A 25697-nucleotide genomic window follows, 5' to 3' on the forward strand; every position below is an offset into this window, starting at 1 on the left:
AAAAAGTAGTCATTCGAAATGACTACTTTTTACTCTCGATACGCCTCATACCAATGATAAGGCTGTATTTCTTTCAGCGTTTTGAAAATAATATCTTCATTTGGAGAATAAATTGCTGCCTTCACATCAGATCCCCAATAAAACAAACGCTCTTGGCAAACCCCACACGGTGTTAATATTTTAAACGGAGCATTCTCATCATTACGCACGGCACAAATACTATGTGTTACCTTTTTATCTAGCTTATGAGCTTCACATATCGCTCCAGTTTCCATACATAACTCAGTTGACGCATTAATAACTTCAGGGGCAACACTTATTAAGATTTCCCCATCTTCCGTATGCATCGCCGCAGCTCCGCCCCATCCTATTGGATAACGTTTTTTTATGAAGTTTGTAGTAACTTCGTATAGTTGTTGTTCAATTGACATATGATTCATACCTTTCTACTAAATTAGACGACTTAGCAAATAAAGTGAAACTTCACTCAGTGGAGGTTTTCTTCATCCCCCACTGAGTGTTAAGTTGAACCAATCGAGCTTTTACAGCCAGTTAATGCGAGATAAAAATAACGAAGAATAATCAAATGGCGTTATATAGCTCCCTTTATACTGAATCTCCTTTTAATGAAAAACCGAGCAGTCCCCCTCCTGACTACTCGGTTTTTTTATCTATTAAACTGTGTAACGCTCGTCTTCTAATACTTTCGCTGCGATTTCACGCTTTTTCGGAATTACATTAAATGGCGTGTAGCGAGTTAGCTTACGGAATGCAGATAACATCATGCGCAGCATGTCGCCATCTTGTGTTGCAATGATTGTTTCTTTTGCATCCGCTTCGATTTGATTGAACGCTTCTTGACAGAATACTTCAGTGTATAACACTTTTTGTTTATTCTTTTCAAGACCAGTTGCTTTAATTGCTTTTTCTGTACGAAGAACTGCAGATTCCATTGCATATAGGTTGCTTACGATATCCGCAATGTTCACAAGTACTTCTTGCTCTTTATCTAACGCTTTACCGTACTTTTGTACAGCTAAGCCAGCAACCATTAAGCCGATTTTCTTCGCATTTTTCACTAAATATTTTTGAAGTGCTAATGGCTCCTCGCCGATTTCTTCTGGCATCATCATCATTAACTCTTCTTGTAATTTTTGTGCTTCTTGAAGAAGTGGTAATTCACCTTTCATCGCTTTACGTAAGAACGTACCTGGTACGATTAGGCGGTTAATTTCATTTGTTCCTTCGAAAATACGGTTAATACGAGAGTCGCGGTACATTCTTTCAATCTCGTACTCTGCCATAAATCCGTAACCACCGTGAATTTGTACACCTTCATCTACTACGTAATCTAATACTTCAGATCCAAATACTTTATTTAAAGAACACTCAATCGCATACTCTGCAACAGAAGCAGCAACTGCTTTACCATCCTTTACTTCCTCTTCAGACAATGTGCTCATGCGGCTTTCGAATAAGCCAACTGTACGATATACAGAGCTTTCCGCTGCATAAATTTTTGATGCCATATTCGCAAGCTTCTCTTGGATTAATGGGAAGCGACCAATTGGCTGCTTGAACTGTTGGCGTTGATTTGCGTATTGTGCAGAAATTTCTAATGCACGCTTAGAAGAACCAACTGTACCAACACCTAATTTATAACGACCAATGTTTAAGATATTAAACGCGATTACGTGACCTTTACCAATTTCACCAAGTACGTTTTCTTTTGGTACTAATGCATCTTCTAAAATTAACGTACGAGTAGAAGAACATTTAATACCCATTTTCTTTTCTTCTGGACCAGTTGATACGCCTGGATAATCTTTCTCTACGATAAACGCTGAGAAGTGTTCACCATCAATTTTTGCATAGACAACAAATACATCCGCAAATGCAGAGTTTGTGATCCATTGCTTTTCACCGTTTAATACGTAGTGTGTACCTTCAGCATTTAAACGAGCTGTCGTTTTTGCACCTAATGCGTCAGATCCAGAACCTGGCTCTGTTAATGCATATGCAGCTAGTTTTTCACCTGTTGCAAGCGCAGGTAAATACTTTTTCTTTTGTTCTTCGTTACCGAATAATACGATTGGAAGAGATCCGATACCAACGTGCGCACCATGCGTAATTGCAAAACCACCAGCAAGAGAGAACTTCTCTGCGATTAATGCAGAACTAATTTTATCAAGACCAATTCCGCCATACTCTTCTGGTACGTCAGCACCTAATAAACCAAGCTCACCCGCTTCTTTTAATAGACGAACAGAGCGATCAAACTCATGTTTCTCTAAATATTCAAGCTCTGGTAACACTTCGTTTACGATAAATTCTTCCGTCGTTTTTGCGATTAATTTATGCTCGTCGCTATAATCTTCCGGTGTAAACACTTGATCGATTGTAATATCATCAACTAAAAAGCTACCACCTTTTACTGCGCTTCCGATTGTTTTTTCCATGAAAAATTCCTCCTTAATATTTCTAATACCTTTAAATGCCATTTAAAGTTCAAAAGCTCTTTTTTACGGATGGAAGAGAGCACCTAGCCGTGCATAGTAACGGTCAGGTCCTTTTTATGCCACCTGTGACGTTTTAAACATAGGGAGAACATAAGTACATATCTCCTTCTGTTTTACATAGCCGCTAAGTCACTTCTCGAAAATCTAAACCAGCTTACTTATTACAGACATTTACAAACAAAACTTTCTTTTTACCAGAAAAGACGTTTCAACATGTATGGTAACGAGAGGGCCCTTTCTCGTTTCCTTTTCTGAATTCTTCTCTTGGCTTTGTATTTATCCAGTGTCTAGAACAGTCGGCCGTTTCGCGCCCTCCTGCGAGGCAAACAACACCTCTTCGTCAGAAGCTCCAATGTCCTCCTATTCTAAACAAGCCACTTCCACTTTTTACAGTAATTCAAACACTCCCGCAGCTCCCATTCCGCCGCCGATACACATTGTTACAATGCCGAATTGCTCATTACGGCGTTTCATTTCGTGGATAAGAGATAGCGTTAGTTTCGTTCCTGTACAACCAAGTGGATGTCCAAGTGCAATTGCACCACCATTTACATTTACTTTCTCTTCGTCTAAGCCAAGCTCACGAATAACTTGGATCGACTGAGAAGCGAACGCTTCATTTAACTCAAATAAGCCGATATCAGATAGCTCTAAGCCAGCTAACTTTAATGCTTTTGGAATCGCTGCGATTGGACCGATTCCCATTACTTCTGGTGGTACACCAGCAACTGCAAACGAGCGGAATTTTGCAAGTGGCTTTAAGCCGTCGCTCTCTGCTTTTTCACGATCCATTAATAGTACTGCCGCTGCGCCGTCACTCATTTGTGAAGAGTTACCAGCAGTTACAGACCCGCGTACGTTAAACGCTGGGCGTAATTTACTTAATGTTTCAAGTGTTGTATTTGCTCTTACACCTTCGTCTTGCGCGAAGATGATTGTTTCTTCTTGTAATTTGTTGTTCGCTCCTACTGTGCGTAGCGTTACATCAACAGATACTGTTTCATCAGCGAATTTCGCTTCCGCTAATGCATTTGCTGCGCGCTCATGGCTTCGCACTGCAAATGCATCTTGTTCTTCACGTGAAATACCGTATTTCACAGCAACTTGCTCTGCCGTATGCCCCATGCCCATGTAGTATTCTGGAGCCGCTTCAACAAGGCGGCTGTTCGGACGAACAACGTGCCCCATCATTGGCACTAAGCTCATAGACTCTGCACCACCAGAAATAACAGCATCAGAATGCCCTAACATAATGCGCTCTGCACCATATGCGATACTTTGTAATCCAGAAGAGCAATAACGGTTAATTGTAATTGCTGGTACGTCATAAGATAATCCAGCTAATCCACCGATGTTACGTGCCATGTTTAATCCTTGCTCTGCTTCTGGCATTGCACAACCAAAAATTAAATCGTCAATTGGACCGTCATAACCGTTTGCACGCTTTAATGTTTCTTTTACAACTAATGCACCTAAATCGTCAGGACGCACTGTTTTTAGCGATCCTCTTTTCGCTTTTCCGATAGGCGTTCTTGCTCCTGCAACAATAACAGCTTCTCTCATGAACTCTTCTCCCCCTTAGTTACGTAATGGCTTTCCTTTTACAAGCATGTGCTGCATTCTTGCTTGTGATTTCATTTCTTGAATTAAGCTAATAAATGCTTCGCGCTCAATATCTAATAAATATTGCTCATCCACTTCTGTTCCGTATGGGACTTTACCACCCGCAATTACGTAAGCAAGCTTCTTCGCAATGTGTAAGTCATATTCAGAAATGTAGCCAGATAAGTGCATCGCTTCTGCACCAAGTACAAGCGTTGCATAACCCGTTTCCCCAACAACTGGTACTTTCTTGCGAACAGGTGCCTTATAACCAGCTTCATACATAGAAAGTGCTTTTTGTTTTGCATCGTATAGTAAATGATCGCCATTTACACTAATGCCATCTTTATCACCTAAGAAGTTATGAGAAAATGCTTCTTGTGCAGATGTTGAAACTTTCGCCATTGCAACTGTTTCAAACACTTTATTTGCGACCTTCTGCAAGTCAAATTCCACACCGTTTGCCATTTTATTTAAATGTCTAATATATAGCTCTTTGTTACCGCCGCCGCCAGGGATTAAACCAACGCCAACTTCAACTAAGCCCATGTATGTTTCGCTAGAAGCTTGAATGCTTGCAGCTGGTAAGCAAACTTCTGTTCCGCCGCCAAGTGTCATACCGTATGGTGCTGCCACAACTGGCTTCGAGCAGTATTTCACTCTTGTCATTGCATCTTGGAACTGCTTAACAACCCACTCGATTTCAAAGTAGTTGTCATCTTGTGCTTCCATTAAAATCATTGCAAGGTTCGCACCAACGCAGAAGTTTTTCGATTGGTTACCAATGACAAGACCTTTGTAATTTTTCTCTACTTCATCGACTGCGTAGTTGATCATTTGCGTGATATCCATTCCGATTGCGTTGCTCTTTGAATGGAACTCTAGGCAAAGGATGCCATCGCCTAAATCGATTAAACTTGCACCGCTGTTTTTCTTTAATACGCCGTTTTTCTCTTTCAGCTGTTTTAAAGAAATCACCTTTTTATTTCGAACGATTTGCTTATACTCACCATTGTCGTAGTAATAGCTCTCGCCGTTATCATGTTTATAGAAAGAAGTGATGCCTTTCTCTACCATTTCTTTCACCCATGCTGGAACAGTTTGGCCGTTTTCTTCCATCTTTTGCACTGATTTCTCAACACCGATTGCATCCCAAATTTCAAACGGCCCTTGCTCCCAGCCGAAGCCCCACTTCATTGCGTTATCAATCGCTAAGATATCATCCGCAATTTCTTTATGAAGCTTTGCAGCGTATAAAAGAGTTGGTGTAATGATATTCCATAATAATTCTCCAGCGCGGTCCTTTGCGTATACAAGCGCTTTCAACTTATTCGCTAATCCTTTTTCACCTTTACTTAACTCGATAGAAGCTGCTTTTAACTTCTTACGTGCTTCATATTCCATCGTCTCTGGGTTTAACTCTAAAATTTCTTTTCCTTGCTTTAAGAAGAAACCTTGACCGCTCTTGCTTCCAAGCCATTTTCTTTCAAGCATCTCTTGCATGAAAGCTGGTACTTTAAATACATCACGCTCTTCTTCTTGTACGTTGTCATATACGTTATTTGCAACGTGAACAAATGTATCTAATCCAACAACATCAAGCGTACGGAACGTCGCACTTTTTGGACGACCAATTAACGGACCTGTTACAGAGTCAACCTCCCCAACGCTATAACCGCGTTTGATCATTTCTTGAAGCGTAACAAGAAGTCCGTATGTTCCAATACGGTTTCCAATAAAGTTTGGTGTATCTTTTGCGACAACAACGCCTTTTCCAAGTACGTCTTCGCTAAATAGTTTCATAAAGTTTAATACAGTAGGATCTGTTTCTTTTGTTGGTATAATCTCAAGAAGTTTTAAATAACGTGGTGGGTTAAAAAAGTGCGTTCCTAGGAAGTGTTTTTTGAAGTCGTCTGAACGCCCTTCTACCATCTTTTCAACCGAAATACCTGACGTATTCGAACTAACGATAGAACCTGGCTTACGAACTGCATCTACTTTTGCAAATACTTGTTTTTTCACATCTAAGTTTTCAACAACAACTTCGATAATCCAATCAACATCAGCAAGACGCTCCATGTCATCTTCGAAGTTACCTGCTTCAATTAACGCTAAATTTTCTTTCGCTGTAAGAGGAGCCGGCTTTTGTTTTAATAACTTTTGCAGCGCTCCGCTACTAAAACGATTTCGTACACTTTTATGTTCTAATGTAAGCCCCTTCGCTTCTTCTTCCTTCGTTAGCGACGGTGGTACAATATCAAGCAATAATGTCGGTATACCGATGTTTGCTAAATGCGCAGCAATTCCAGAACCCATTACACCAGACCCAAGAACTGCAGCCTTTTTAATTTGGAACATCTAATTCTCCCCCTTATACTTGAATGAATGCTCATTCAATTTTTAAGCGAACTTCGCAACCTATGAATGAGCCTCTAGTAATAAATATATGCCATTGTTTAAATTTTCGCAATATATTTATTTGTAAAATTTTCAGAAAAAATATAAAAGTGAAAGCCGCTCTTTTTTGGTTGGATAGTTAGTCGCCCGATGGATTGTAACGGTCAGGACCCTTTTGGTGCACGTCTCATGTTTTCAAACAAAAGGAGAAGATGAGTTGAGGGCTCTTTTTTGTTTGCGTGGCCGATAGGTTGGATTGATCGGAATAAAGTGAAACTTCAATCAGTGGGGGTTTTCTCCATCTCCCACTGATTGTTAGCCCGACCAATCGGGCTTTTATGGACTGTTAATCTTCCACCTAAACTTCTCTGAATCCTCTAAGTTTTGAGGTGGGAGTTTACAACCCGTTAATACGGGATAAATGAGTACATTTTTTGGCGGGAGGTTGGTTGCTCTTTACGTAGTAGCCAGTTAGGGTCTCTTTTAAACACGACATATCCAATTTCTTTTTTGCATAGCAGTGACACATGTGTGGAAAAATGAACGTGAGCTTCTATAGAAAATGGGAGGTAATACGTAATGGCAAAATTAAAGAAAGATCCTTCAAAAGCAGGCGTTAGCGCTGCAAGTGTAACAGGAAATGCTGGTCCAGTTGACCGCGGCGTTGAAAAAGGGCGTCAAGGTAACAATCAACAATATAAGAAACATAATATGGGCGAAAAATAAAATGAAACTTCAATCAGTGGGGGATTCTCCAGCCCAACTGAGTGTCAGCCCGCAAATAACGGGATAAAAAGTGAGGGAAGCTACCGCTTCCTTCTTTTTTGGTGCTAAATTTCCTATCGGCGATTTTTATATGACTTTCGGCTATTTCGGTGGTCTATCGGCGATTTTTATATGATTTTCGGCTATTTTCAACTACCTATCGGCTATTCTCCTTTCCAGCCTAATAAAAAATAACCAAGGAAACATCCTTCCTTGGTTATTTTTTCACCATGCCTTTTAATACAAACGCTACGTTCGCTGGGCGCTCTGCTAGACGACGCATGAAGTAGCCGTACCAGTCGTTTCCGTATGGAACGTAAACGCGCATTTTGTATCCTTCTTTTACAAGCTCTAATTGACGCTCTGTGCGAATACCGTATAACATTTGGAATTCGAACTGATCGCGTGGAATGTTGTATTCTTCAGCAAGTTGTTTCGTATATTCAATCATTGCTTCGTCATGAGATGCAACTGCAGTATAATTACCATTTAATAAGTGCATTTTAATAATCTTTTTAAAGTTTTCGTCTACATCTCGTTTTTCTGGAAAAGCAACTTCCTCAGATTCTTTATATGCCCCTTTTACAAGGCGTAAGTTTGGACTGTATGCATTTAATTCATCCATATCTTTTTCAGTACGATATAAGTACGCTTGAATAACAGTCCCAACGTTATCATATTCTTCTTTTAACTTTTTGAAAATGTCAATTGTCTTTCCGCAACGTGAGTAATCTTCCATATCAATCGTCACGAAGACGTTATTTTCTTTTGCTGCATCTAAAATGCGACGCATATTATTCATTACTAATTCGTCTGAAATATCTAGTCCCATAGAAGTCATTTTTAATGAAAGCTGTGAATCTAAGTTTTCACGGCCAATTGCACGAATAGCTTCAATAGATTGATCCGCCATTTCGTTTGCTTCTGCTTCGTTATCAACGAATTCCCCTAAATAGTCAATCGTAACGCAAAGATCTTTTTTATTTAATTCTTTAATTACATCTACTGCTAAGTCGATTGTTTCCCCTGCAACAAAACGACCTGCACCAAAGCGTAAACCATACTTTTTCGCAAGTTTTGTTAACGCTTTATTTTTTGATAAGAAAAGAAAAGAGTCACGCATTAATTGTTCCATGTTACTTCACCCCTATGACTATACTTTATCTGTTTTTTACCCCTCTTCAAAATTATATCACTGTTTAAAATTATTTGATACAAACAATTATTTAGATTATTTATAAAATATCATAAAAATGAAGTATAACAAGGGAAACAGTGAATAAAAATTTTTCGACATTTATTGCATCCGGCTTGAAAGTGCATTGCAAACATGCTTCGCCTACATATAAAAAGCACGAAAGACCGTTCACTTTTCGACAAGGTCTGTACTATATCCACATTTTCCACACAGTGTAACAAACACTATATCCATATAAAAAATAGACTACTTTTCAGTAGTCTATTGATTTCGGTGTTCATCATTTAATTTTTTAATTTCCGCAATTAACGCAACCATCTCTTCTTTTGCATCTGGATATGTTTCGTTCCAATGCTTCACTAAAGCTGGCATCGTTTTTGCCATATAAGAATACAGCGCCCATTTCTGTACTTGAGCTTTTCGTTCTTCGTTACTTTCCCCTAAAAGTAACTCTGTATATTTCTCTAACAAACCATCAAATTGTTCATCAAACTTCTCGCTCATTCTTCAATCTCCTCTCTATTTATAGAAGAAGCAGCGACTAGCGCTGCTTCTTTTTATAACCTTGATTGGACAGCTTTTAACTTCCCTTCCATCGTGCTTTTTTTATCACGACGGTCATCAACTCGAATATTTGTCGCCACTCGGGATAAACCTTTTGAGAACGGAACCTCATGCATTTGTTGAATGACTTCAAACAATACCGGAAGCTCCCCTTCAATAATTGTATTCATTGGTGTTAACTGATATTTAATACGGTCGCTATTTTTCTCTAATACTTTTTGAATTTCAGCTACGTACTCACTTACACTTGGTGTTCCTGTTCCAATTGGAATGATAGTTACATCAACGATTGCCATTGTAAATCCTCCTAAATATGAGATGTAGCTTCATTGTACAAAATTTCTATAGAAATTGAAAAAGAAACGGAAGGAAAAGAAAAAAGCTTTCTTTTTTAGGTTGAAGAGAGTAACTGACCGTGCATAGTAACGGTCAGAGCCTTTTTGTGCCAACTGCCATGTCAAAACAAAAATAGAAAACGAGTACGAATTCCCTTCCCCCTTCATAGCCACTCTTTTTAGATAAAATAAAACCAGCGAGGACAAAGCTCCGCTGGTTATTATTTTACATTATTCTTCAACCCGAAACTGCTCTACTTGTTTTTCGAGTGTACCCATGTCATCTTTTAACGCCTGCATTGTATGTGATACTTCCTTTAAGTTTGCTACTTGCGTTTCAGTCGTTGCGCTCACTTCTTCAGATACAGCTGCGCCTTCTTGGCTCGTTGCTGAAATTGTTTGCATAACTTCTGTAATTTGTTTTTGTTCATCACCAAGTTTATTTACTTCTCTAGAAATATCATCAATAGAGATGACAACTGTATCAATAACAGACATAACTGTTTGGAATGCTTCTTCTGCCTCACTCGTTACTTCACCTTGTACATCCGCGATATCTTTTAACTTATGTACAACCGACACAACACGGGTAACTTCTTCTTGTACTTCACCAATTGTAGTAGTAATTTCACTCGTTGCATCTTTTGACTGCTCGGCAAGCTTCCGTACCTCTTCAGCTACAACAGCAAATCCTTTTCCCTGTTCTCCTGCCCGAGCAGCTTCAATTGAAGCATTTAGTGCTAATAAATTTGTTTGATCAGAAATTCCTTTAATTAACTCAACAACAGTGCGAATAGATTGCACACGATGTTTCAATGTATCAGCTGCTGCTTCTGTTTCTACAACAATTGTAGAGGCCTCTTCTTTTACATGTACTAAGCGTTTCATCGTATCAATTCCTGTTTCTGATGCATCCTTTGCATCTTTTGTGACATGTTGAATAGACGAAACAGATTCATTCATTTCTTCCATTGAACGATCCATATGCTCAAGCTGCCTAGAAATTTCCTCTACACTATTTGCAAGGTTTCCAGCTCCATTTGTAACACTTTCCATCGCACCGGCAACTTCTTGACTTGCCAGAACTGTTTCATTTGTTAACTGTTGCAAACCATCAGCTGATTGCTGAACTGTTCGTACATTTTGTTTAATGCCACTTACCATCCCATTCATTTGCATAACCATTTCATCAAAATGTTTCGCTAATAATCCAACCTCATCATTTGTACGCACATGAATACGCACTGTTAAATCTCCTTCAGCAACTTGCTGTACTTGCTCCGTTACAACTTGAAGTGGCTTCGTCAATCTTCTTGAAAATACATATGTAATGACAAGACAAATTACAACGCTAGCAGCTGCAATTCCAATGAAAAGCTCTCGAAACTTAACAAGAACTTGATCGATTTCCTCCATCGGATATACAATACCAATTTTCCAATCCATTTTCGGCATATCTTGACTATAGGCAACGCTCAACTCCTTATTATGCGTTGCGACAACAAAATCATTCTGTCCTTTTTTTAACTTCTTTACAAGTGGATCTTTTGATACATCTTTTCCGGCTTTCCCTGGGTATACAATACCAATGTTTTTATGATCAATAATACGCATTTCACCTCGATAGTTATAATCGATGTTATGCAATAACTTTTCCATCATTCCTAGTGATACATCCATTGCTAACACACCTAAAACTTGTGAGCCATCCGATGACATAAGGACCTTTGAAATTCCAATACTTAATTGACCTGTTGATTCTTCTGGGTATGGCTCTCCCCAATGAATATTTTTTGTATCTTTTATCGCATCTTTATACCATGCGGCTTCAGTCGGATCAAATCCTTCTAGAACATCGGTCTTTCCAGTTTCATATACGCTAGCACTTAATACTTTTTTATCTGCCGTACCGATATAAAGATCGATAATCTCTGGATGATTCTGTTTAAATCCAATGAACTCCTGTAAAATGACAGCCTCTTCTTCTGGTGTTACCCCATCTTGAAGCATATTACGAATGATTTCACTACTTGAATAGTAGTTCACATCGTCTTCAATTCCACCAAGAAACGCGTTAAGCTGCTCTGTTACTAAGTCAATCGTATTGTGAGAATACTGATCTAAAGAGTCAGATTCTTTTTCCTTTTGTAACTGATACGTTGCTGTACCAACTACAATAAAAATAACGGAAATTAATAATGAGAATATAATCGTTATTTTCCAGCGTAAACTTCTCATAGTCCCCCACCTTTTTTATTTATATAAATCATTATATTAAAATTTTAAGTTTTTTGTAAATTTTTAATATATATTTTCTGGCGTATTGACCCTCACCTCAAATCCTAAGAACGGAGGGTTATACTAGATTTGTCCAACTAATAATCAGCCGAAACTTTACAAGCCCCTTCATAAGTAATAAACGAGCACTTGTCTAAATCGTCTCATTTTCTTATCCTTAATATATAAACCCATCGTCCTTGGAGGTATTATGTTACAAAAATTCGGTTTTTCACAATATGAAAGCCAAGCGTATGAAGTTGTTGTTTCAAGCGAAGAACCACTTGATGCAACAAGTATCGTAAAGTACTCTGGCGTACCAAAAGCAAAAATATATGAAGTATTAGCCCGCCTTACTGATAAAGGAATGGTAATGGATTGTGTGTCAGAAAAGAAGAAACTATACACTGCACTACCACTCGACCTTGCAATAAAAAAACTAACAACAGAGTTTGAAACAAATATTAAAGAACTGCAAACGAGCGTATCAAAAAAATCATTTGCCGATGATCGCGTATGGAGTCTAAAAGTACAATCTTCCATTCATGCACAATGTAAGCAACTTGCAGAAGAAGCGAAGCACTCCATTCGGATGTCCGCTTGGAATGACACCTTCGCTGAATATCTTCCTATTTTTGAAGAAAAAGCGAAAGAAGGAATACACATTGAAGCGCTTGTTATCGGAGACATACAAACGGAGCTTGAAAACATTCATTTTCTTATTCCAACAGAGGAGCATTACGCACTCGAGCGTTTTATCCTTCTTATTATTGATGACAAAGAAATCATTTTCGCTGGCGTAGAAGATGAATCATGGCAAGCAATGAAAACAATGTCACCGCCATTCGTAAAATTTTTCACTGAGTTTTTCTATCATGACGTAACGCTCGCAAAAATTACAAGTAAACATTACGAATTACTAATGGACGACGAAGAAATTCGAAGCCTACTGATGAAATTGCGGTATTAACAAAAATAGCAAAGGAACATTTCCTTTGCTATTTTTCATTTTGCTGCTTTATCTCTTTTAGTAACGCAATAATCTCTTCATTTTGCTTCGTTTGCTTATCAGTATTTACATATATAAACCTGATCCATCGTAAAACAAATGCCATAAGAACGAGAGGAATAATCATAAAAACAAAACCAACAATGGAATTTATCATATGAAACATCGCAGTTCACCTCCTGCCAACTTATACACCTTTCAACAATTCTCTTACACTTCCTCTAAACAAAAAAGAATCCGTCACGCGACAGATTCTTCTTTTACAACTTTATTTTGTTTTCTTGTTAATGAGAATACTGCACATGCTAATGCAAGAATAACAAATATCCCACCAATAGAAGCATTGTATACAACAGATGATTGTTCAATTACAACACCGCCGATTGTTGAACCAAAGGCAATACCTAAATGAAGTGCCGAGTTATTTAACCCTTGCTGAATACCAGCTGTTTCTGGTGCTGTTTCGATTAAATAGTTTTGCTGCGCTGGTGAAATGGCCCAGCTTAACATACTCCAAATGGTCATAACTGCAATAAATAATGGGAATGAGAATGTCACCATTGGTAAAATAAATAATGCGATTCCAAAAGCAATAATGATTGAAATAATACTTTTCTTCGATCCCCATTTATCTGCAAGCCAGCCGCCAAAACCGCCGCCGATTACTGCTGCAATACCGAACACAAAGTAAAATACGCTAATCCAGTTTGCATCAACATGGACAACTTCTTTTAAAAATGGTGTTAAATATGCATATAGTGTTAAATGCCCTGTTAAAAACAGAAATGATGTTAGCTGCGCTGAAATAATCTTTTTATCCTTTAACGTTGCTAATTGTTCACGAACTGTTAATACTGTTGTTGGCGGAATTTTCGTTAGGAATAACATAATTCCGATAATAGCAACAACTGTTAATACTGCAATTAAAATGAATGGTGCACGCCATCCGTATGCATTACCAAGCACAAGACCAATCGGTACACCAAGTACTAACGATCCGCTAATCCCCATGAAAATAATACCGATTGCACGCGCACGAAACTGCGGTGCTACAACGCTAGATGCAAGTGTTACAGATAATGCAATAATAAGTGATCCACTTGCTGCACCAATCATACGTGCGACAAACAACATTGCATAGTTCGGACTCACTGCTGAAAGAATGTTTCCTACTAAGAATACACATAATGCCAAAATATATAATTTTTTACGCTCGATTTTTCCAGTTACCGCTAATAAAACTGGTCCCGCTAGCGCAAACACAACAGAGAATACTGTAATCAACTGTCCCGCTGCACTAATTGAAACATTTAAATCATTAGCGACTAAGTCTAACGTTCCGCCAATAATGAGCTCAACCGTTCCAACGACAAACGCTGCCATCGCTAAAATATATACGCGAAGATTCATATGTTCACCCCTTGTACTTTTGGTTACTACAACAATAGTAACCAAAATACATTAGAGCTGCAAGTACTAATTTAACTAGAAATTTTATCCTTTTTCTTAAGATACCAATACACCGGCAACCCTGTCAGTACAATTGCAATTGATAAGAAACAACTAAGCGGATCATAAATAACCGCACTTCCGATTACAAATAAGGAACCGAGAATCGCTAAAATAGGGACAAACGGGTAGAGCGGAACACTATATTCGCGCACTCTATCCTTATTTCGCCTGCGAAGTAAAAACAAGCCAACAAAAGCCATCACGTAAAAAATATAAATAATGAACACAGAGATTTCCGATAGCTTATTTGGATCGCTCACCATCATTAAAATGATACTAATAATAAGCTCAGCAACAATTGCATTCGCTGGTGTTTGGAACGTCGGATGAATTTTTGCAATGTAATTTGAAAATGGTAAATGCCCACGTTCTGCCATCGAAACGGGTATGCGTGGAAACGTTAAAATTTTTCCGTTTAAACATCCAAAAATGGAGACGATAACACCGATGCTAACTAATTTCCCACCATATTCCCCAAGCAGAAACTCCGCTGCCATTGCCGTTGCATTTTCTCCAAGCATGACAATATCAACTGCCGGCAATAACTTCAGCAATGCAATATTAATCAGTACGTAAGCTGCAGTGACGATTAAAAGACCAATTGTCATCGCTTTTGGAAGCAATTTCGTTGGATTCTTCATTTCACCGCCAATTGAAGCAAGTAAAATCCAACCATCATATGCAAATAACGTTGCTAAAATTGCCATTCCAATACTTTGATTAGCTGAAGCTGGCACAACAACATTAAATACATCACTCGTTCCTTTCCAAAGTCCCATTACAATAATGATAACAATGGGAATAAGCTTCCCAATTGTTGTTATCGTTTGGACAAAACCACCGTATTTTGTCCCTACACTATTGATTAAACCAAGAAATACAACCGTTAAAATCCCAATTGGTAACTCCCACGAAGCTGGAAGCGTGAAAAAATTAATGATTAAAGAACTAAAATATAAACCTAGCGTTCCTATAATTGCTGGCCCATATATAAGCGTCTGCATCCAGCCTGATAAATAACCCCAAAAGTCACCATATATTTCTTCTAAGTACGTATATAGTCCCCCATTTTTCGGAATTTGCACACCAATTTCAGCAACTGTTAAACCACTTGCTAATGTCAAAATACCACCGAGTACCCAAGCAAAAATTGCCATGTTAGAGCCACCTGCATAATCCAACACATTACCTGGTTTCATAAATACCCCTGATCCAATAATCGTTCCTACAACGATAGATAGCGCGACCGATAAGCCAATTTTATTTCGCTCTTCATGCTCCATACAAACCCTCCTTCTCCCGTTAGTGTGAGACAAAAAGGACAGAAAAAAACGCCCGTCTAAAAAAAGACGAGCACAACGTTGTATAATATAAAAAAGGAGTGATACGAATGATTCCGTTTTTATGCATTGTAGCAACAATTGCATCTCTCATTTTTGCTATCGTCTATCGAATGAAACACCCTGCTTACAGCCTATTTGTAGTAGCTCTCATCCCTGGGATTTCTGGTTATGTGCTAGCAGAATTTCAGTACACACAAGTATTTATCGGCATGCTTATCGTATACTGCATATGTGTAAATACATTCATTTTAAGACAAACTACAAAAACAACATAAAAGGAACGCCGCTCGAATGAGCGGCGTTCCTTTTATACGTGCTGCAACTGTCCTTCTGAACGATTCATCACCTTTTGCAATATAATCGTTTGAACAATTGTAAATATGTTACTTGTAATCCAGTACAATACAAGCCCTGCCGGTGCCATTGATCCCATAAATAAAATCATTGCTGGCATCATCACTTGTTGGACTTTCATCATTTGTGCTTGTTCCGTTGCTATCCCATTTGACTGAACAACTTTCATTTGTAGAAATGTTGTCAATGCTGCGGCAACCGGTAATATATAATACGGATCAGTATGTCCTAAATTCACCCATAAGAATGAAGACGTGCGTATTTCCTCTGTATGACTAATTGCATAATACAATGCTGAAAAAATCGGCATTTGAATTAAAAGTGGTAAACAGCCTGCGAGTGGATTCCATCCATTCTCTTTCATCAGTTCTGTCATTTCTTTTTGATATTGTTTTTGCTTTTCAATATCTTTGCTCACATCGCCATGCTTTTCTTTTAACTTTTTCAACTGTGGTTGCATTGCCCTCGTCTTCATTTGACCACGATACTGAGAAATCGCAAGAGGAATCATGAAAGAGCGAATCAATAGTGTAATGACGATAATAGCAATACCAAAGCTTTCATTTGGCAAGTGATGTGCAACAAATTGAAGCATAAGTGAAATAGGGTATACAAAGTAATGATCCCAAAACCCTGTACTATTTGCATCAACTGTAGCTGCATTACTACAACCAGATAAAGCGAAAACAATAACAAGTAAACTGATGAGCCAAGCTCGTTTTAACATATTTATATTCCTCCAATGTTTCGTATTTCTTTAGCGAAACATTGGTACATATGGACCTGTCTCATCGCTCTCATCGCTTGCTTGTTGTCTACGAATTGAACGAATCATACCATATTTATAAAAAATCGAGAATAAATGACGATGTCCATCATTCTCTTTACATGTATGAACGACTGCAAAAGTACGCTGCCTCCCGCTACATGTTTTTTGGCTGACAAAGCGAGAAACGTTAGCATATAAAAAGACATCTAATAGACAGAGTGCTGTCGTGATGACATACATATAAAAAATCGCATCTTGCACTAAAAATTCCATCGCTTCACATCCTTCTACACCCATTTTAGCACAACTCGTTCCAAAAAGAGAATTCCTTTTCATTGTTAAAAATAGCTAACCTCTTTACGAGTTATCTTAAAATCAGACAATTCTTTTAAAATGTGTTATAATGAATATATCTTATAAATTAAATTATAATTATGTAACGACGTAAGGAGATGACATGATGAATCGATATATACGCTACATAATCGCTATTGCTTTTTCTATCACAGGAAGTGTACTTTGCTTCTTAACAAACAGTCAGCTTAACAAACATTTTGTATTAAATAGTATAGAAACGATTGTAAGCGCTTTATTAATAGGTAGGCTTGTTCTCTTTTTCCTTGATTCTGAAGAAAGCTCGCAAAAAACCGTATTACTTACAATGATCGGAATCGTTGGCGGTTGCCTTTCTTACTCTATAACAAACTATCCAATTGTTTTGCATATAAGTTCAGCGTTCTTCCACGGCTTATGGGCTTGGTTTATCGCCTTTTGCCTAGCTGATATGTTTAATTTATTACAAAGTCCTCAGCAGGAGAACGGAAATCATTTAGAAAGTAATTCTTAAGAAAAACCGCCTAAAGTAAAGCTTCAGGCGGTTTCTTCATACGTTCACAAACTTTCTATAAATATATGAGAAATTTGAGAGAAACGTTTGTTACAGTAAAAGACATATATAAAGTGAAACTTCACTCAGCCCGACCAATCGGGCTTTTACGGGTTATTAATCTCCCACCTAAACTTCTTCGTTTTTTCCTAAGTTTTGAGGTGGGAGTCTTACAGCCCGCAAATAGCGGGATAAAGTAGATGCGTCTATCTATAATTTTCTTAAAAAATCAACCTATGCTCCCTTTTCCTTCTACTTCAAAACCGCTAATTTTGACGAATTTCTTTTTATTTATATAAAAGGAAAATGGATGAAATAGAGTGAAACTGTAAGTAATGCTATCTCTCCCGCATGAAGTTCCTATTTTCATTCCAAAATCGCGTACTAACAACAAATAAAGGCTAAATTTGACACCAAGATAATTACAAAGATTACACATAAAAACTATCATTGTAACACTTTTGTAACAAAAGACTTGAAAAAGTATTAAAATACATATATATTAAAAGTATAAAAGGAAAACTTAACCACTCTTTCTTAAAGGAGGAACATAGTCATGAAAAAACAGTTAACAGGTGCTTTCATCGCCGTTAGTTTATTATTTAGCGGTGTTCAAGGGGAGGTATATGCAGATACAGTAAAAAACTCTCAATCTACTTCTAAAGAAGGTTGGGTTCAACAAGAACATTCATGGTATTACTACATAAATGGAAAACTAGCAAAAGGTTGGGTTCAAGATCATGGAAGCTGGTACTTCTTTGATTATAAAAGTGGAAAAATGAAAACTGGCTGGGTTCAGTATACACCATATGATTGGTACTATTTAGGTGCGGATGGTGCGATGAAAACTGGTTGGGTATACAATAATCACAACTGGTACTTTATGAATGAACAAGGTACGATGCAGCGCGGTTGGATAAAAGATAACGGAAAGTCATACTTCCTTCAAAACAACGGAGCAATGAAAACTGGCTGGTATCAAACTTCTCCTTATGATTGGTATTTCTTTGGTGAAGACGGAGCAATGAAGACTGGTTGGGTATACGATAAGAGCAACTGGTACTTCATGAATGAAAAAGGTATAAAACAAACTGGCTGGATTGATTACAACGGAAAACGTTATTTCTTGCAAGAGAAAACAGGCATTATGCAAACAGGCTGGTACATTAACGATCGTTTAGAATGGCACTACTTTGGTACAGATGGTGCATTAGTTGCTGACAAAGAACCATCTTCTATTCTATGGAAAGTACAAGGTACATGGTCAGAACAAGAATTACCAAAAAGCCCACCGTACGTCGGCCCTGCTTTCACGATGGTGCAAATAAGCCCAATCTCTGAAACAGAAGCTATTGTTGCTGTCTCTTCTTATTCTGATAATGCTGAAAGCTTAGCTTACGTTGACGGCACTGTAGCATTCCACAACAATAAAGGCACATTGTATTTTGAAGATATAGCTAGAAAAGGTGCAATTGATATTGAAATTTTAGATGGCAAAATTAACGTGAACATTCATCATACAGAAAAAAGTGACGAATTTAATTTAATTGAGGGGAAACACACGTTACCAATTTATAATAGATAAATCAAAGAGGATGGCTACTGCCATCCTCTTTATTAGTAAATCATTCGTTTATGCAACTCATACATATATTTTCCAATGTGTAAAATATACATCAGCGAAATAGATCCAAGTAATATAAAATTAATTTCTGTTAAAAACGTATATATAATAGCTGCAAACCAGGCGAAAGCAAATGTTATATTCGTAAATTGATACGCCTTATAACCTGCCTCATGAACGAGATGCTTTTGTCCTTCATCTGCATTATGCGCCCACATTTCAAGAGATTGTGAATATGTTACACGCTGATCTGGATATAACGTGTTATACTGTTTTTTTGCGTAAAAGCCAAACCATATAACAATGAGAAGACACGTAAATGACAGTCCCATATGTATTAGTTCAAACGTTATGTCCCCTCCGTTTGTATACATACGCCAAGTAGCAATAATCGTATAGGCAAACCAAGTAGATATAATAATCTCACTTGCGCGTAAATAAATTAAAAAACCGCCTAATTTTCTTCCTTGTATACTTTCTTCTTCATCACGTACATTTTTCAACTTACTCGTTACTTTCCAAAAGCGGTATAAAAAGAAAATTGCAAAGGCACCGCTTGCTATAAGTACTGTTAATAATGGAGATTTTTTATAACCAGCCGCAAATCCGTATCCACCAATTGCTCCAACAATTGCAGATATTGCAAGTATAACAAGCCCGTTCCATCTGCTCTGTACTTTATTCTCCACTCTCTTCTTCCCCCTCTTCTAACTTAAAAATTTCTTCTACCGGAACACCAAAAACGTGTGCAATTTTTAATGCCAACACAATTGATGGTGCATAATCACCTCGTTCAATTAAACTAATCGTTTGCCGAGATGAATGAATTGCTTTCCCTAAATCCCCTTGTGATATTCGATGTTTTGCCCGAAACTCCCGGACTCGATTATGTAGCTTCATATCTCACCTCTTCTTCCCTATCTTGTTTAAAATTGTAAATTATACAAATCCTTTTGTCAATTATAATTGTCACTTTGATAATTTTTATTGTCAAAATGACAATAAAAAAAGACAGTATATCATTCATACTGCCTTCTATTATTTATAATCTTACGCTTTATTTTCGTTCTACATTTCACTAAAATACCAATACATACAATGACGACAAAACCAAAAATAAATTTCCCGGCATTCGCATGTAGTAATGCTGTAATTTCTTCTAAGTTCTCACCAAGCCAATAGCCAGCCAATAAGAAAAATGTTACCCAAAATAATGAACCAGAGTAAACGGCTATTGCAAAGCGGCGAAAAGGCAAGTTAATAATTCCAGCAAAGTAACCAGTAAAATGCCGTACTCCAGGAATAAAAAATCCGATAAACACGAGAAAATATCCGTAACGGTCAAACCATATTCTCGTCAAATCTATTTTTTTCTGTGTAATGAACACGTATTTACCATACTTTTGAACAAACGGCATTCCTAATTTATTCCCTAAGAAAAATTGAATCGTCATGCCAATGCTTGTCCCTAAAAACGATAAAACAATTAACAATGGTAACTGTAATTCACCAATATGAGCTAAATATCCAGCGTACGTTAACGTAGGCTCCCCTGGAAATGGGAGTGCGATATATTCTAATAACAATCCAACGAGAACAACATAGTAGCCATACTGTTGGAACAGTTCATACACCCATTCCATGACGCCGCCTCCTTTTCACCTCGTGCTCGTTATTCTTATTTTAAAAAAACTTCTTCGTACTCACCATCGGTTTAACTTACAGTTAGATTACATTATTGTAAGGAAACTCATTATAACTCCATATTAACTTCATATAAACTACATATACATATTGTACAATAATAACCGGTCATGCCAATTTTCAAAACTAATAAATTTATATAAAGTGAAACTTCACTAACCAGGAAGTTTCAGCCTGCAAATAGCGGGACAAACTTTCTAACTTATAAAAGGGGACAATTACAGTGGAAGCATTTTCAATTCAAAACTTCGTTCAAACAAAACAAGAATCTTATAAAAGTGAAACAATCTTTAGCTTAAATGTATGTGAAGCAAATGCGTTCGATCCAGATTTAACGAAATCAACTACATTCTCTTGCATTGTGACAAAAGAAAATGTAAACGTGGTCATAAAAAAAGAAATTAGCCATCGTCCTGATAACAATGAAACGAAACAATATGTTATTCCAACGCAGGCTTTTGATTACATCTTCCCTACTATTCGCGAAGATGCTGAAGAAATGATGATCCACGTACAAGGCTTCGGAAAACATGGTGAATTATTAGTAAACGATCGATTGCTCGTCCAAGAAAACAATCGTACTAACGTAGCAAAAATTAAAACCTTCTTTGAAACATTAAATAAGAATGTTTGTTTAGCAGTAAATGGATTTCGAACAGAAGCATAAAACGTCTCTTAAATTCATATAAAACAGTAAATTATTTTTCTATTATTCTATTAACAAGAAAAATATGGTAAAATTTGATGGAATAATAGAAAAATATAAGGGGGAATTACTTTGAAAAAGAAAATTTTATCGCTTTTACTAGTTTCAGCTTTAACGGTTCCTACTATTTCGCATGCAGCAGAAACATCTTTCGTTCAACAACACTCCAAGAACAGCACTACTTCTGTAGAACAAAAACAAATAACTACATCTCAGGCTTCAACACAATTTTCAGCACCAAAAGCTAGTCAACAAGTTAAAAATGGATGGAATTATTATGACGGCTATTGGTTCTATGTAAAGAATGGTCAATTGCAGCACGGATGGTTATATGATGCTGGCAAATGGTATTACTTACATGAAAGTTCAGGAGCAATGTATTCCGATGGATGGTATCTCATTAATGGACAAGCTTACTACTTCGACAGCAATGGCTTTATGAAAGTTGGTTGGGTTCATGATGGAACTGGATGGGCCTATACAGATGCTAACGGTGTTGCACAAAATGGATGGATATACGATGCTGGCAAATGGTATTATGTCGCTCCAGGTGGTTATATGTATGCAAATACTCCTGCCTTAGTTGATGGATCTTACTACTATTTTGGCCATAATGGTGCAGTGATGACAGGATGGGTATACACTTCAAATAGCTGGGCTTACTTTAAAGCAAATGGTGCACAACACGTTGGCTGGCTATATGATGCTGGCAAATGGTATTACTTCTATCACGGTTATACGATGGTAACAAATGGTTGGGCAACAATCGATGGCGTTAGCTATTATTTCGATGCAAATGGTGTATATCAATATTCGCGATAACAGCATAAAATAAAACATATAAATGGGACTAGAGGAAAAATGATGATATAATTATTTTTCCTCTAGTCTTCTTTTGAATATATAGAGTCAAGGTAGAAAAACACCTATCTTTACATGTATAATTAGGTGTAAAATGCAAATAGCTCTTAACATTTATAAAGGTTAATATTAAAATAAAATAGTTGACTGATATTTTAGAAAATCACTTGAGGGGGTGGACTTGTGAAGCGCATACTTGTCGTAGAAGATAATCCAAACATTCAAGAACTTATCCAGCAATTTTTAATGGAACAAAACTACACAGTTGATGTCGCTGGCACTGGCACAGAAGGAATACTCCTTTTCCAAAAAAATCCCTACGATCTCGTCTTACTAGATGTTGTGCTTCCTGATTTGGACGGCTATAGTATTTGTAAAATTATACGCGGACAATCTGCAGTTCCAATTATCATGTTAACCGGATTACATGATCAAGACAGTGAACTAAGGGGATTTGAACTGGGAGTTGATGATTACATTACGAAGCCATTCCATTATCCTGTATTCGTTAAAAGAGTTGCCGCTGTGTTACGTAGAAGTAATTCAACAGAATCTGACAATACGAATATATTACAACTAGAAGAACTAATGCTTGATTCTACCGCTTACACAGCATATGTTAACGGACAAGAAGTAGAATTAACAACAAAAGAATTTGAAATCATCCATACACTCTTAGAGAATCGTGGAAAAGTATTATCCAGAAGTGACCTATTAAATAAAATATGGGGCTATGAGCATTTAGGTGATGTTAGAGTAATAGATACTCATATTAAAAATTTACGTAAAAAATTAGATATTCCTTATATTAAAACAGTGAAAGGTATTGGCTATAAATTGGACTCGTAACGTGAAAAAGATAAATTCTACTACTACTATTTTTATTACGATTGCCGTTATGCTATTTGCGCTTCTTACTTGCCTTTTGTATGGAAGTATTATCATTCTTTCTTTATATTATGAAAACAAGAACATCGAAGCGACTCGCTCAAAAGTAGAAAAACATGAAGCATTTCCTATGCTACCTGAAAATAAAGCAGAAACGAATCATAGCTTATCTACGCTAAATCCTTACATAGGCAAACAATACCTTGATCCTACAGGGTATCGCTTCTATGAAATGGATAATTTTGCATATAAACCACTAGAAAGTAACCAATACACAACTAACGAAGCGAACAATCATAACGTATCGGCACATAAGCAGCAACCTACCTCTTCTAACGAATCGTCTTCGGTGCGAGAAGCCCTAGAAGAACTTGCTCCTTATATCGGTATAGCAATTGCGTCACTTTCTATTTTAAGTTCAATTATCTATACAAAATTCATCGCAAAACCTTATGTACAGATGGATGCTACATTAAAAGAAATTATGAACTTAAAATTTGAAGACGGTGCAATTATGGCAGCAGGAACGATGCAAATGAAAAATCGTGCCACCGAAGTGAAACACGTCGTTACAACTTTACAAAAGAAGAACGAGGAATTGAAACGAGAACTTACGAAACATCAAGAACGGGATCAATCACAAAAAGAATTGATGTCGGTCATTTCTCATGAACTCAAAAGCCCAATTACTGCTGTTATGGGACAATTAGACGGTATGATCCATGGCGTTGGTATTTATAAAGACCGCGATACATACTTAAAAAAATCATATGAAATGGTCCAAAACATCAATGAATTAACAGAAGAACTAAATGATGTTGCAAAACTACAAAATTCTCATTTTGAGCCGCACATTGTAAAAGTTGAGCTATCTCATTTAATTCATACGATTATTCAAAAAGCAGATTATTTCGTTCAAATGAAGCGACTTTACTTACATACGAATATACAACCTAATATCAATATTTCAGCAGATAAAAAGTATATTGAAACTGCAATTTCAAATATTATTTCAAATGCCATTCAATATACAATTGACCGCCAACATGTATATATAACATTATATGAAAAACCGAACGGTTATATATTAGAAGTAATGAATACGGGGTCGCAAATTGAAGATGATAAGTTAGCTCGTGTGTTTGAACCGTTTTATCGCGCTGGTGGAGGAAAACATAGCGCAGTAAAAGGAAGCGGTTTCGGATTATATATGGTAAAACAAATTCTTGATAACCATCACTTCCCTTACGGCATTCAAAACACATCACAAGGGGTAAAGTTTGCAATTACGTTCCCTAAATCCATTTCGTAAACTGCTGGAATTTGATATAGTGAAAGAAGATGAACCCAAACTCACAAATATGTGAGAGGCGGAATTTTGTAGAGTGATTACTCTGTTTCGTTCGCCCGTTGTCCAGTAATGGATAGCGGGCGATTTTTTATTTTGAGGAGGAATACAGATGGAAAGACTAAAGTTTTCAATGCTCGTACTCTTTGGTGCTTGTAGCTACGGTGTACTCTCAACTATTTTTAAGCTCGGCTTTGCCGATGGATTTTCTGCTCATGAGCTATTAGGCGGACAATATATATTTGGCTGGACTGGACTATTATTACTTGTTCTTTTTACATCACGCCTAAAAGTTTCAAAGAAGCAACTGCTCTCTTTATTAGCCGTTGGAACTACGATGAGCATGACAGGAATCTTCTACGCTATTTCTGTTGAAGAGTTACCCGCATCAATTGCTGTCGTCTTACTCTTTCAATTCACATGGATTGGTGTTGTCATTGAAGCAATTGCAAACCGGACGTTACCAAGCCGTGAAAAAGTAATTTCTATTCTCATATTATTTATCGGAACTCTGTTTGCTGGTGGTGTATTTGAAGGAATGGGTAATAGTTTCTCCATAAAAGGCATTGTTTACGGACTACTAGCGGCACTATCATTTTCCTTCTACTTATTTGCAAGTGGACGTGTCGCAACAGAAGTAGCACCTTACACAAAAAGCTTTCTTATGACAACAAGCGCCATGTTAATTGTATGTTTTATCTTCCCCCCTGCATTTTTGATAGATGGAACATTACAAGGAGGGCTGTGGAAATATGCGCTTTTCCTTGGCTTATTTGGTGTGATTGTACCAGTTATTTGCTTCTCAATTGGCATGCCAAAAGTCGGCATTGGCCTTGGAGCGATTTTAGGTGCCGCAGAATTACCAACTGCTATTATTGCATCTATTACACTTGCACATGAAGCAGTATCTTACTTACAGTGGCTAGGAATTGCTTTTATTATGATTGGTATTATTCTGCCACAGCTATTAGTTTCGCAAAAGGCAAAGCGACAACTAGTCCAGCAAAGTGGATAGGAAAAAGAGCACAATTTGTGC

General features: G+C 37.3%; 26 protein-coding genes. 10 read left to right on the forward strand and 16 right to left on the reverse strand.

Translation table 11 applies throughout. From position 1 onward, the window contains the following. Positions 1–29: 29 nt before the first annotated feature. The 4 genes from BAMA_RS00005 to BAMA_RS00020 form a co-directional block, all read right to left on the reverse strand. Positions 30–431: a cytidine deaminase gene (locus tag BAMA_RS00005; RefSeq protein WP_034634798.1), complete on the reverse strand. Its 402-nt coding sequence runs from the start codon at positions 429–431 to the stop codon at positions 30–32. A 243-nt stretch (positions 432–674) separates the two neighbouring features. Next, on the reverse strand, positions 675–2459 hold the full coding sequence (locus tag BAMA_RS00010) for an acyl-CoA dehydrogenase family protein (RefSeq protein WP_034634801.1): 1785 nt from the start codon (positions 2457–2459) through the stop codon (positions 675–677). A gap of 447 nt (positions 2460–2906) precedes the next feature. Continuing rightward, positions 2907–4082 (reverse strand): acetyl-CoA C-acetyltransferase, encoded by a 1176-nt coding sequence (locus BAMA_RS00015; RefSeq protein WP_034634803.1) that lies wholly within the window; start codon positions 4080–4082, stop codon positions 2907–2909. 15 nt (positions 4083–4097) lie between these two features. Continuing rightward, complete coding sequence (locus tag BAMA_RS00020; RefSeq protein WP_034634805.1) at positions 4098–6479, reverse strand: 3-hydroxyacyl-CoA dehydrogenase/enoyl-CoA hydratase family protein; 2382 nt, start codon at positions 6477–6479, stop codon at positions 4098–4100. A gap of 618 nt (positions 6480–7097) precedes the next feature. Here BAMA_RS00020 and BAMA_RS23690 point away from each other — a divergent pair. Further along, the gene (locus tag BAMA_RS23690) at positions 7098–7244 is read left to right on the forward strand and encodes a YuzL family protein (protein WP_084157819.1); all 147 of its coding nucleotides are present in this window, start codon (positions 7098–7100) and stop codon (positions 7242–7244) included. A 256-nt stretch (positions 7245–7500) separates the two neighbouring features. On the opposite strand, the gene BAMA_RS00025 is transcribed toward BAMA_RS23690, so the two are convergent. From BAMA_RS00025 to BAMA_RS00040, 4 genes are all read right to left on the reverse strand, one after another. Next, positions 7501–8418 carry a proline dehydrogenase family protein gene (locus BAMA_RS00025; protein ID WP_034634808.1) on the reverse strand — a complete coding sequence of 306 codons (918 nt, stop codon included), beginning with the start codon at positions 8416–8418 and terminating at the stop codon, positions 7501–7503. A 324-nt stretch (positions 8419–8742) separates the two neighbouring features. Next, entirely contained in the window at positions 8743–8985 is a 243-nt protein-coding gene (locus BAMA_RS00030) for a YusU family protein (RefSeq protein ID WP_034634810.1), read from the reverse strand. A gap of 53 nt (positions 8986–9038) precedes the next feature. Beyond that, entirely contained in the window at positions 9039–9341 is a 303-nt protein-coding gene (locus BAMA_RS00035) for an MTH1187 family thiamine-binding protein (protein WP_034634813.1), read from the reverse strand. 270 nt (positions 9342–9611) lie between these two features. Then, positions 9612–11618, reverse strand: coding sequence for a methyl-accepting chemotaxis protein (locus tag BAMA_RS00040; RefSeq protein WP_034634815.1), 2007 nt, complete (start codon positions 11616–11618; stop codon positions 9612–9614). 250 nt (positions 11619–11868) lie between these two features. Here BAMA_RS00040 and BAMA_RS00045 point away from each other — a divergent pair, with 250 nt between their 5' ends. Further along, positions 11869–12627, forward strand: coding sequence for a TrmB family transcriptional regulator (locus BAMA_RS00045; protein WP_034634818.1), 759 nt, complete (start codon positions 11869–11871; stop codon positions 12625–12627). Positions 12628–12655: 28 nt separating this feature from the next. On the opposite strand, the gene BAMA_RS24360 is transcribed toward BAMA_RS00045, so the two are convergent. The 3 genes from BAMA_RS24360 to BAMA_RS00055 form a co-directional block, all read right to left on the reverse strand. Beyond that, a complete protein-coding gene (locus tag BAMA_RS24360; RefSeq protein ID WP_157405933.1) occupies positions 12656–12832 on the reverse strand; it encodes a hypothetical protein in 177 nt (58 codons plus the stop codon). A 74-nt stretch (positions 12833–12906) separates the two neighbouring features. Further along, on the reverse strand, positions 12907–14076 hold the full coding sequence (locus BAMA_RS00050) for an MFS transporter (RefSeq protein WP_034634821.1): 1170 nt from the start codon (positions 14074–14076) through the stop codon (positions 12907–12909). Positions 14077–14147: 71 nt separating this feature from the next. Next, complete coding sequence (locus BAMA_RS00055) at positions 14148–15461, reverse strand: APC family permease (protein WP_034634823.1); 1314 nt, start codon at positions 15459–15461, stop codon at positions 14148–14150. Positions 15462–15568: 107 nt separating this feature from the next. Here BAMA_RS00055 and BAMA_RS00060 point away from each other — a divergent pair, with 107 nt between their 5' ends. Then, positions 15569–15796 carry a hypothetical protein gene (locus tag BAMA_RS00060; RefSeq protein ID WP_051758837.1) on the forward strand — a complete coding sequence of 76 codons (228 nt, stop codon included), beginning with the start codon at positions 15569–15571 and terminating at the stop codon, positions 15794–15796. A 32-nt stretch (positions 15797–15828) separates the two neighbouring features. Here BAMA_RS00060 and yidC read toward each other — a convergent pair whose 3' ends face one another. Continuing rightward, entirely contained in the window at positions 15829–16602 is a 774-nt protein-coding gene (gene yidC, locus BAMA_RS00065; RefSeq protein WP_034634827.1) for a membrane protein insertase YidC, read from the reverse strand. A gap of 30 nt (positions 16603–16632) precedes the next feature. Beyond that, the gene (locus BAMA_RS00070; RefSeq protein ID WP_034635573.1) at positions 16633–16917 is read right to left on the reverse strand and encodes a hypothetical protein; all 285 of its coding nucleotides are present in this window, start codon (positions 16915–16917) and stop codon (positions 16633–16635) included. A gap of 187 nt (positions 16918–17104) precedes the next feature. Here BAMA_RS00070 and BAMA_RS00075 point away from each other — a divergent pair, with 187 nt between their 5' ends. Both BAMA_RS00075 and BAMA_RS00080 read left to right on the forward strand, forming a co-directional pair. Then, positions 17105–17491, forward strand: coding sequence for a DUF3938 domain-containing protein (locus BAMA_RS00075; protein ID WP_034634829.1), 387 nt, complete (start codon positions 17105–17107; stop codon positions 17489–17491). A 595-nt stretch (positions 17492–18086) separates the two neighbouring features. Beyond that, entirely contained in the window at positions 18087–19115 is a 1029-nt protein-coding gene (locus BAMA_RS00080; RefSeq protein ID WP_034634831.1) for a PspC-like choline-binding domain-containing protein, read from the forward strand. Positions 19116–19147: 32 nt separating this feature from the next. Here the strand turns inward: BAMA_RS00080 and BAMA_RS00085 are convergent, their stop codons facing one another. The 3 genes from BAMA_RS00085 to BAMA_RS00095 form a co-directional block, all read right to left on the reverse strand. Then, positions 19148–19843, reverse strand: coding sequence for a DUF3169 family protein (locus BAMA_RS00085; protein WP_034634832.1), 696 nt, complete (start codon positions 19841–19843; stop codon positions 19148–19150). Then, positions 19833–20054: a helix-turn-helix transcriptional regulator gene (locus BAMA_RS00090; RefSeq protein ID WP_034634833.1), complete on the reverse strand. Its 222-nt coding sequence runs from the start codon at positions 20052–20054 to the stop codon at positions 19833–19835. The genes BAMA_RS00085 and BAMA_RS00090 overlap by 11 nt, the downstream gene beginning before the upstream one ends. A 119-nt stretch (positions 20055–20173) precedes the next feature. Then, positions 20174–20797, reverse strand: a complete 624-nt coding sequence (locus BAMA_RS00095) for a DedA family protein (RefSeq protein WP_034634835.1) — start codon at positions 20795–20797, stop codon at positions 20174–20176. A 284-nt stretch (positions 20798–21081) separates the two neighbouring features. Here BAMA_RS00095 and BAMA_RS00100 point away from each other — a divergent pair, with 284 nt between their 5' ends. From BAMA_RS00100 to BAMA_RS00120, 5 genes are all read left to right on the forward strand, one after another. Next, complete coding sequence (locus BAMA_RS00100) at positions 21082–21525, forward strand: DUF3978 family protein (protein WP_034634837.1); 444 nt, start codon at positions 21082–21084, stop codon at positions 21523–21525. Between the two features lie 111 nt (positions 21526–21636). Then, positions 21637–22386 carry a PspC-like choline-binding domain-containing protein gene (locus tag BAMA_RS00105; protein WP_034634839.1) on the forward strand — a complete coding sequence of 250 codons (750 nt, stop codon included), beginning with the start codon at positions 21637–21639 and terminating at the stop codon, positions 22384–22386. A gap of 222 nt (positions 22387–22608) precedes the next feature. Continuing rightward, positions 22609–23274 carry a response regulator transcription factor gene (locus BAMA_RS00110; protein WP_034634841.1) on the forward strand — a complete coding sequence of 222 codons (666 nt, stop codon included), beginning with the start codon at positions 22609–22611 and terminating at the stop codon, positions 23272–23274. Between the two features lies 1 nt (position 23275). After that, the gene (locus BAMA_RS00115; protein ID WP_051758838.1) at positions 23276–24625 is read left to right on the forward strand and encodes a sensor histidine kinase; all 1350 of its coding nucleotides are present in this window, start codon (positions 23276–23278) and stop codon (positions 24623–24625) included. 148 nt (positions 24626–24773) lie between these two features. Further along, on the forward strand, positions 24774–25676 hold the full coding sequence (locus tag BAMA_RS00120; protein ID WP_034634843.1) for an EamA family transporter: 903 nt from the start codon (positions 24774–24776) through the stop codon (positions 25674–25676). Positions 25677–25697 lie beyond the last annotated feature (21 nt).

Source organism: Bacillus manliponensis, assembly GCF_000712595.1.
Lineage (GTDB): Bacteria > Bacillota > Bacilli > Bacillales > Bacillaceae_G > Bacillus_A > Bacillus_A manliponensis.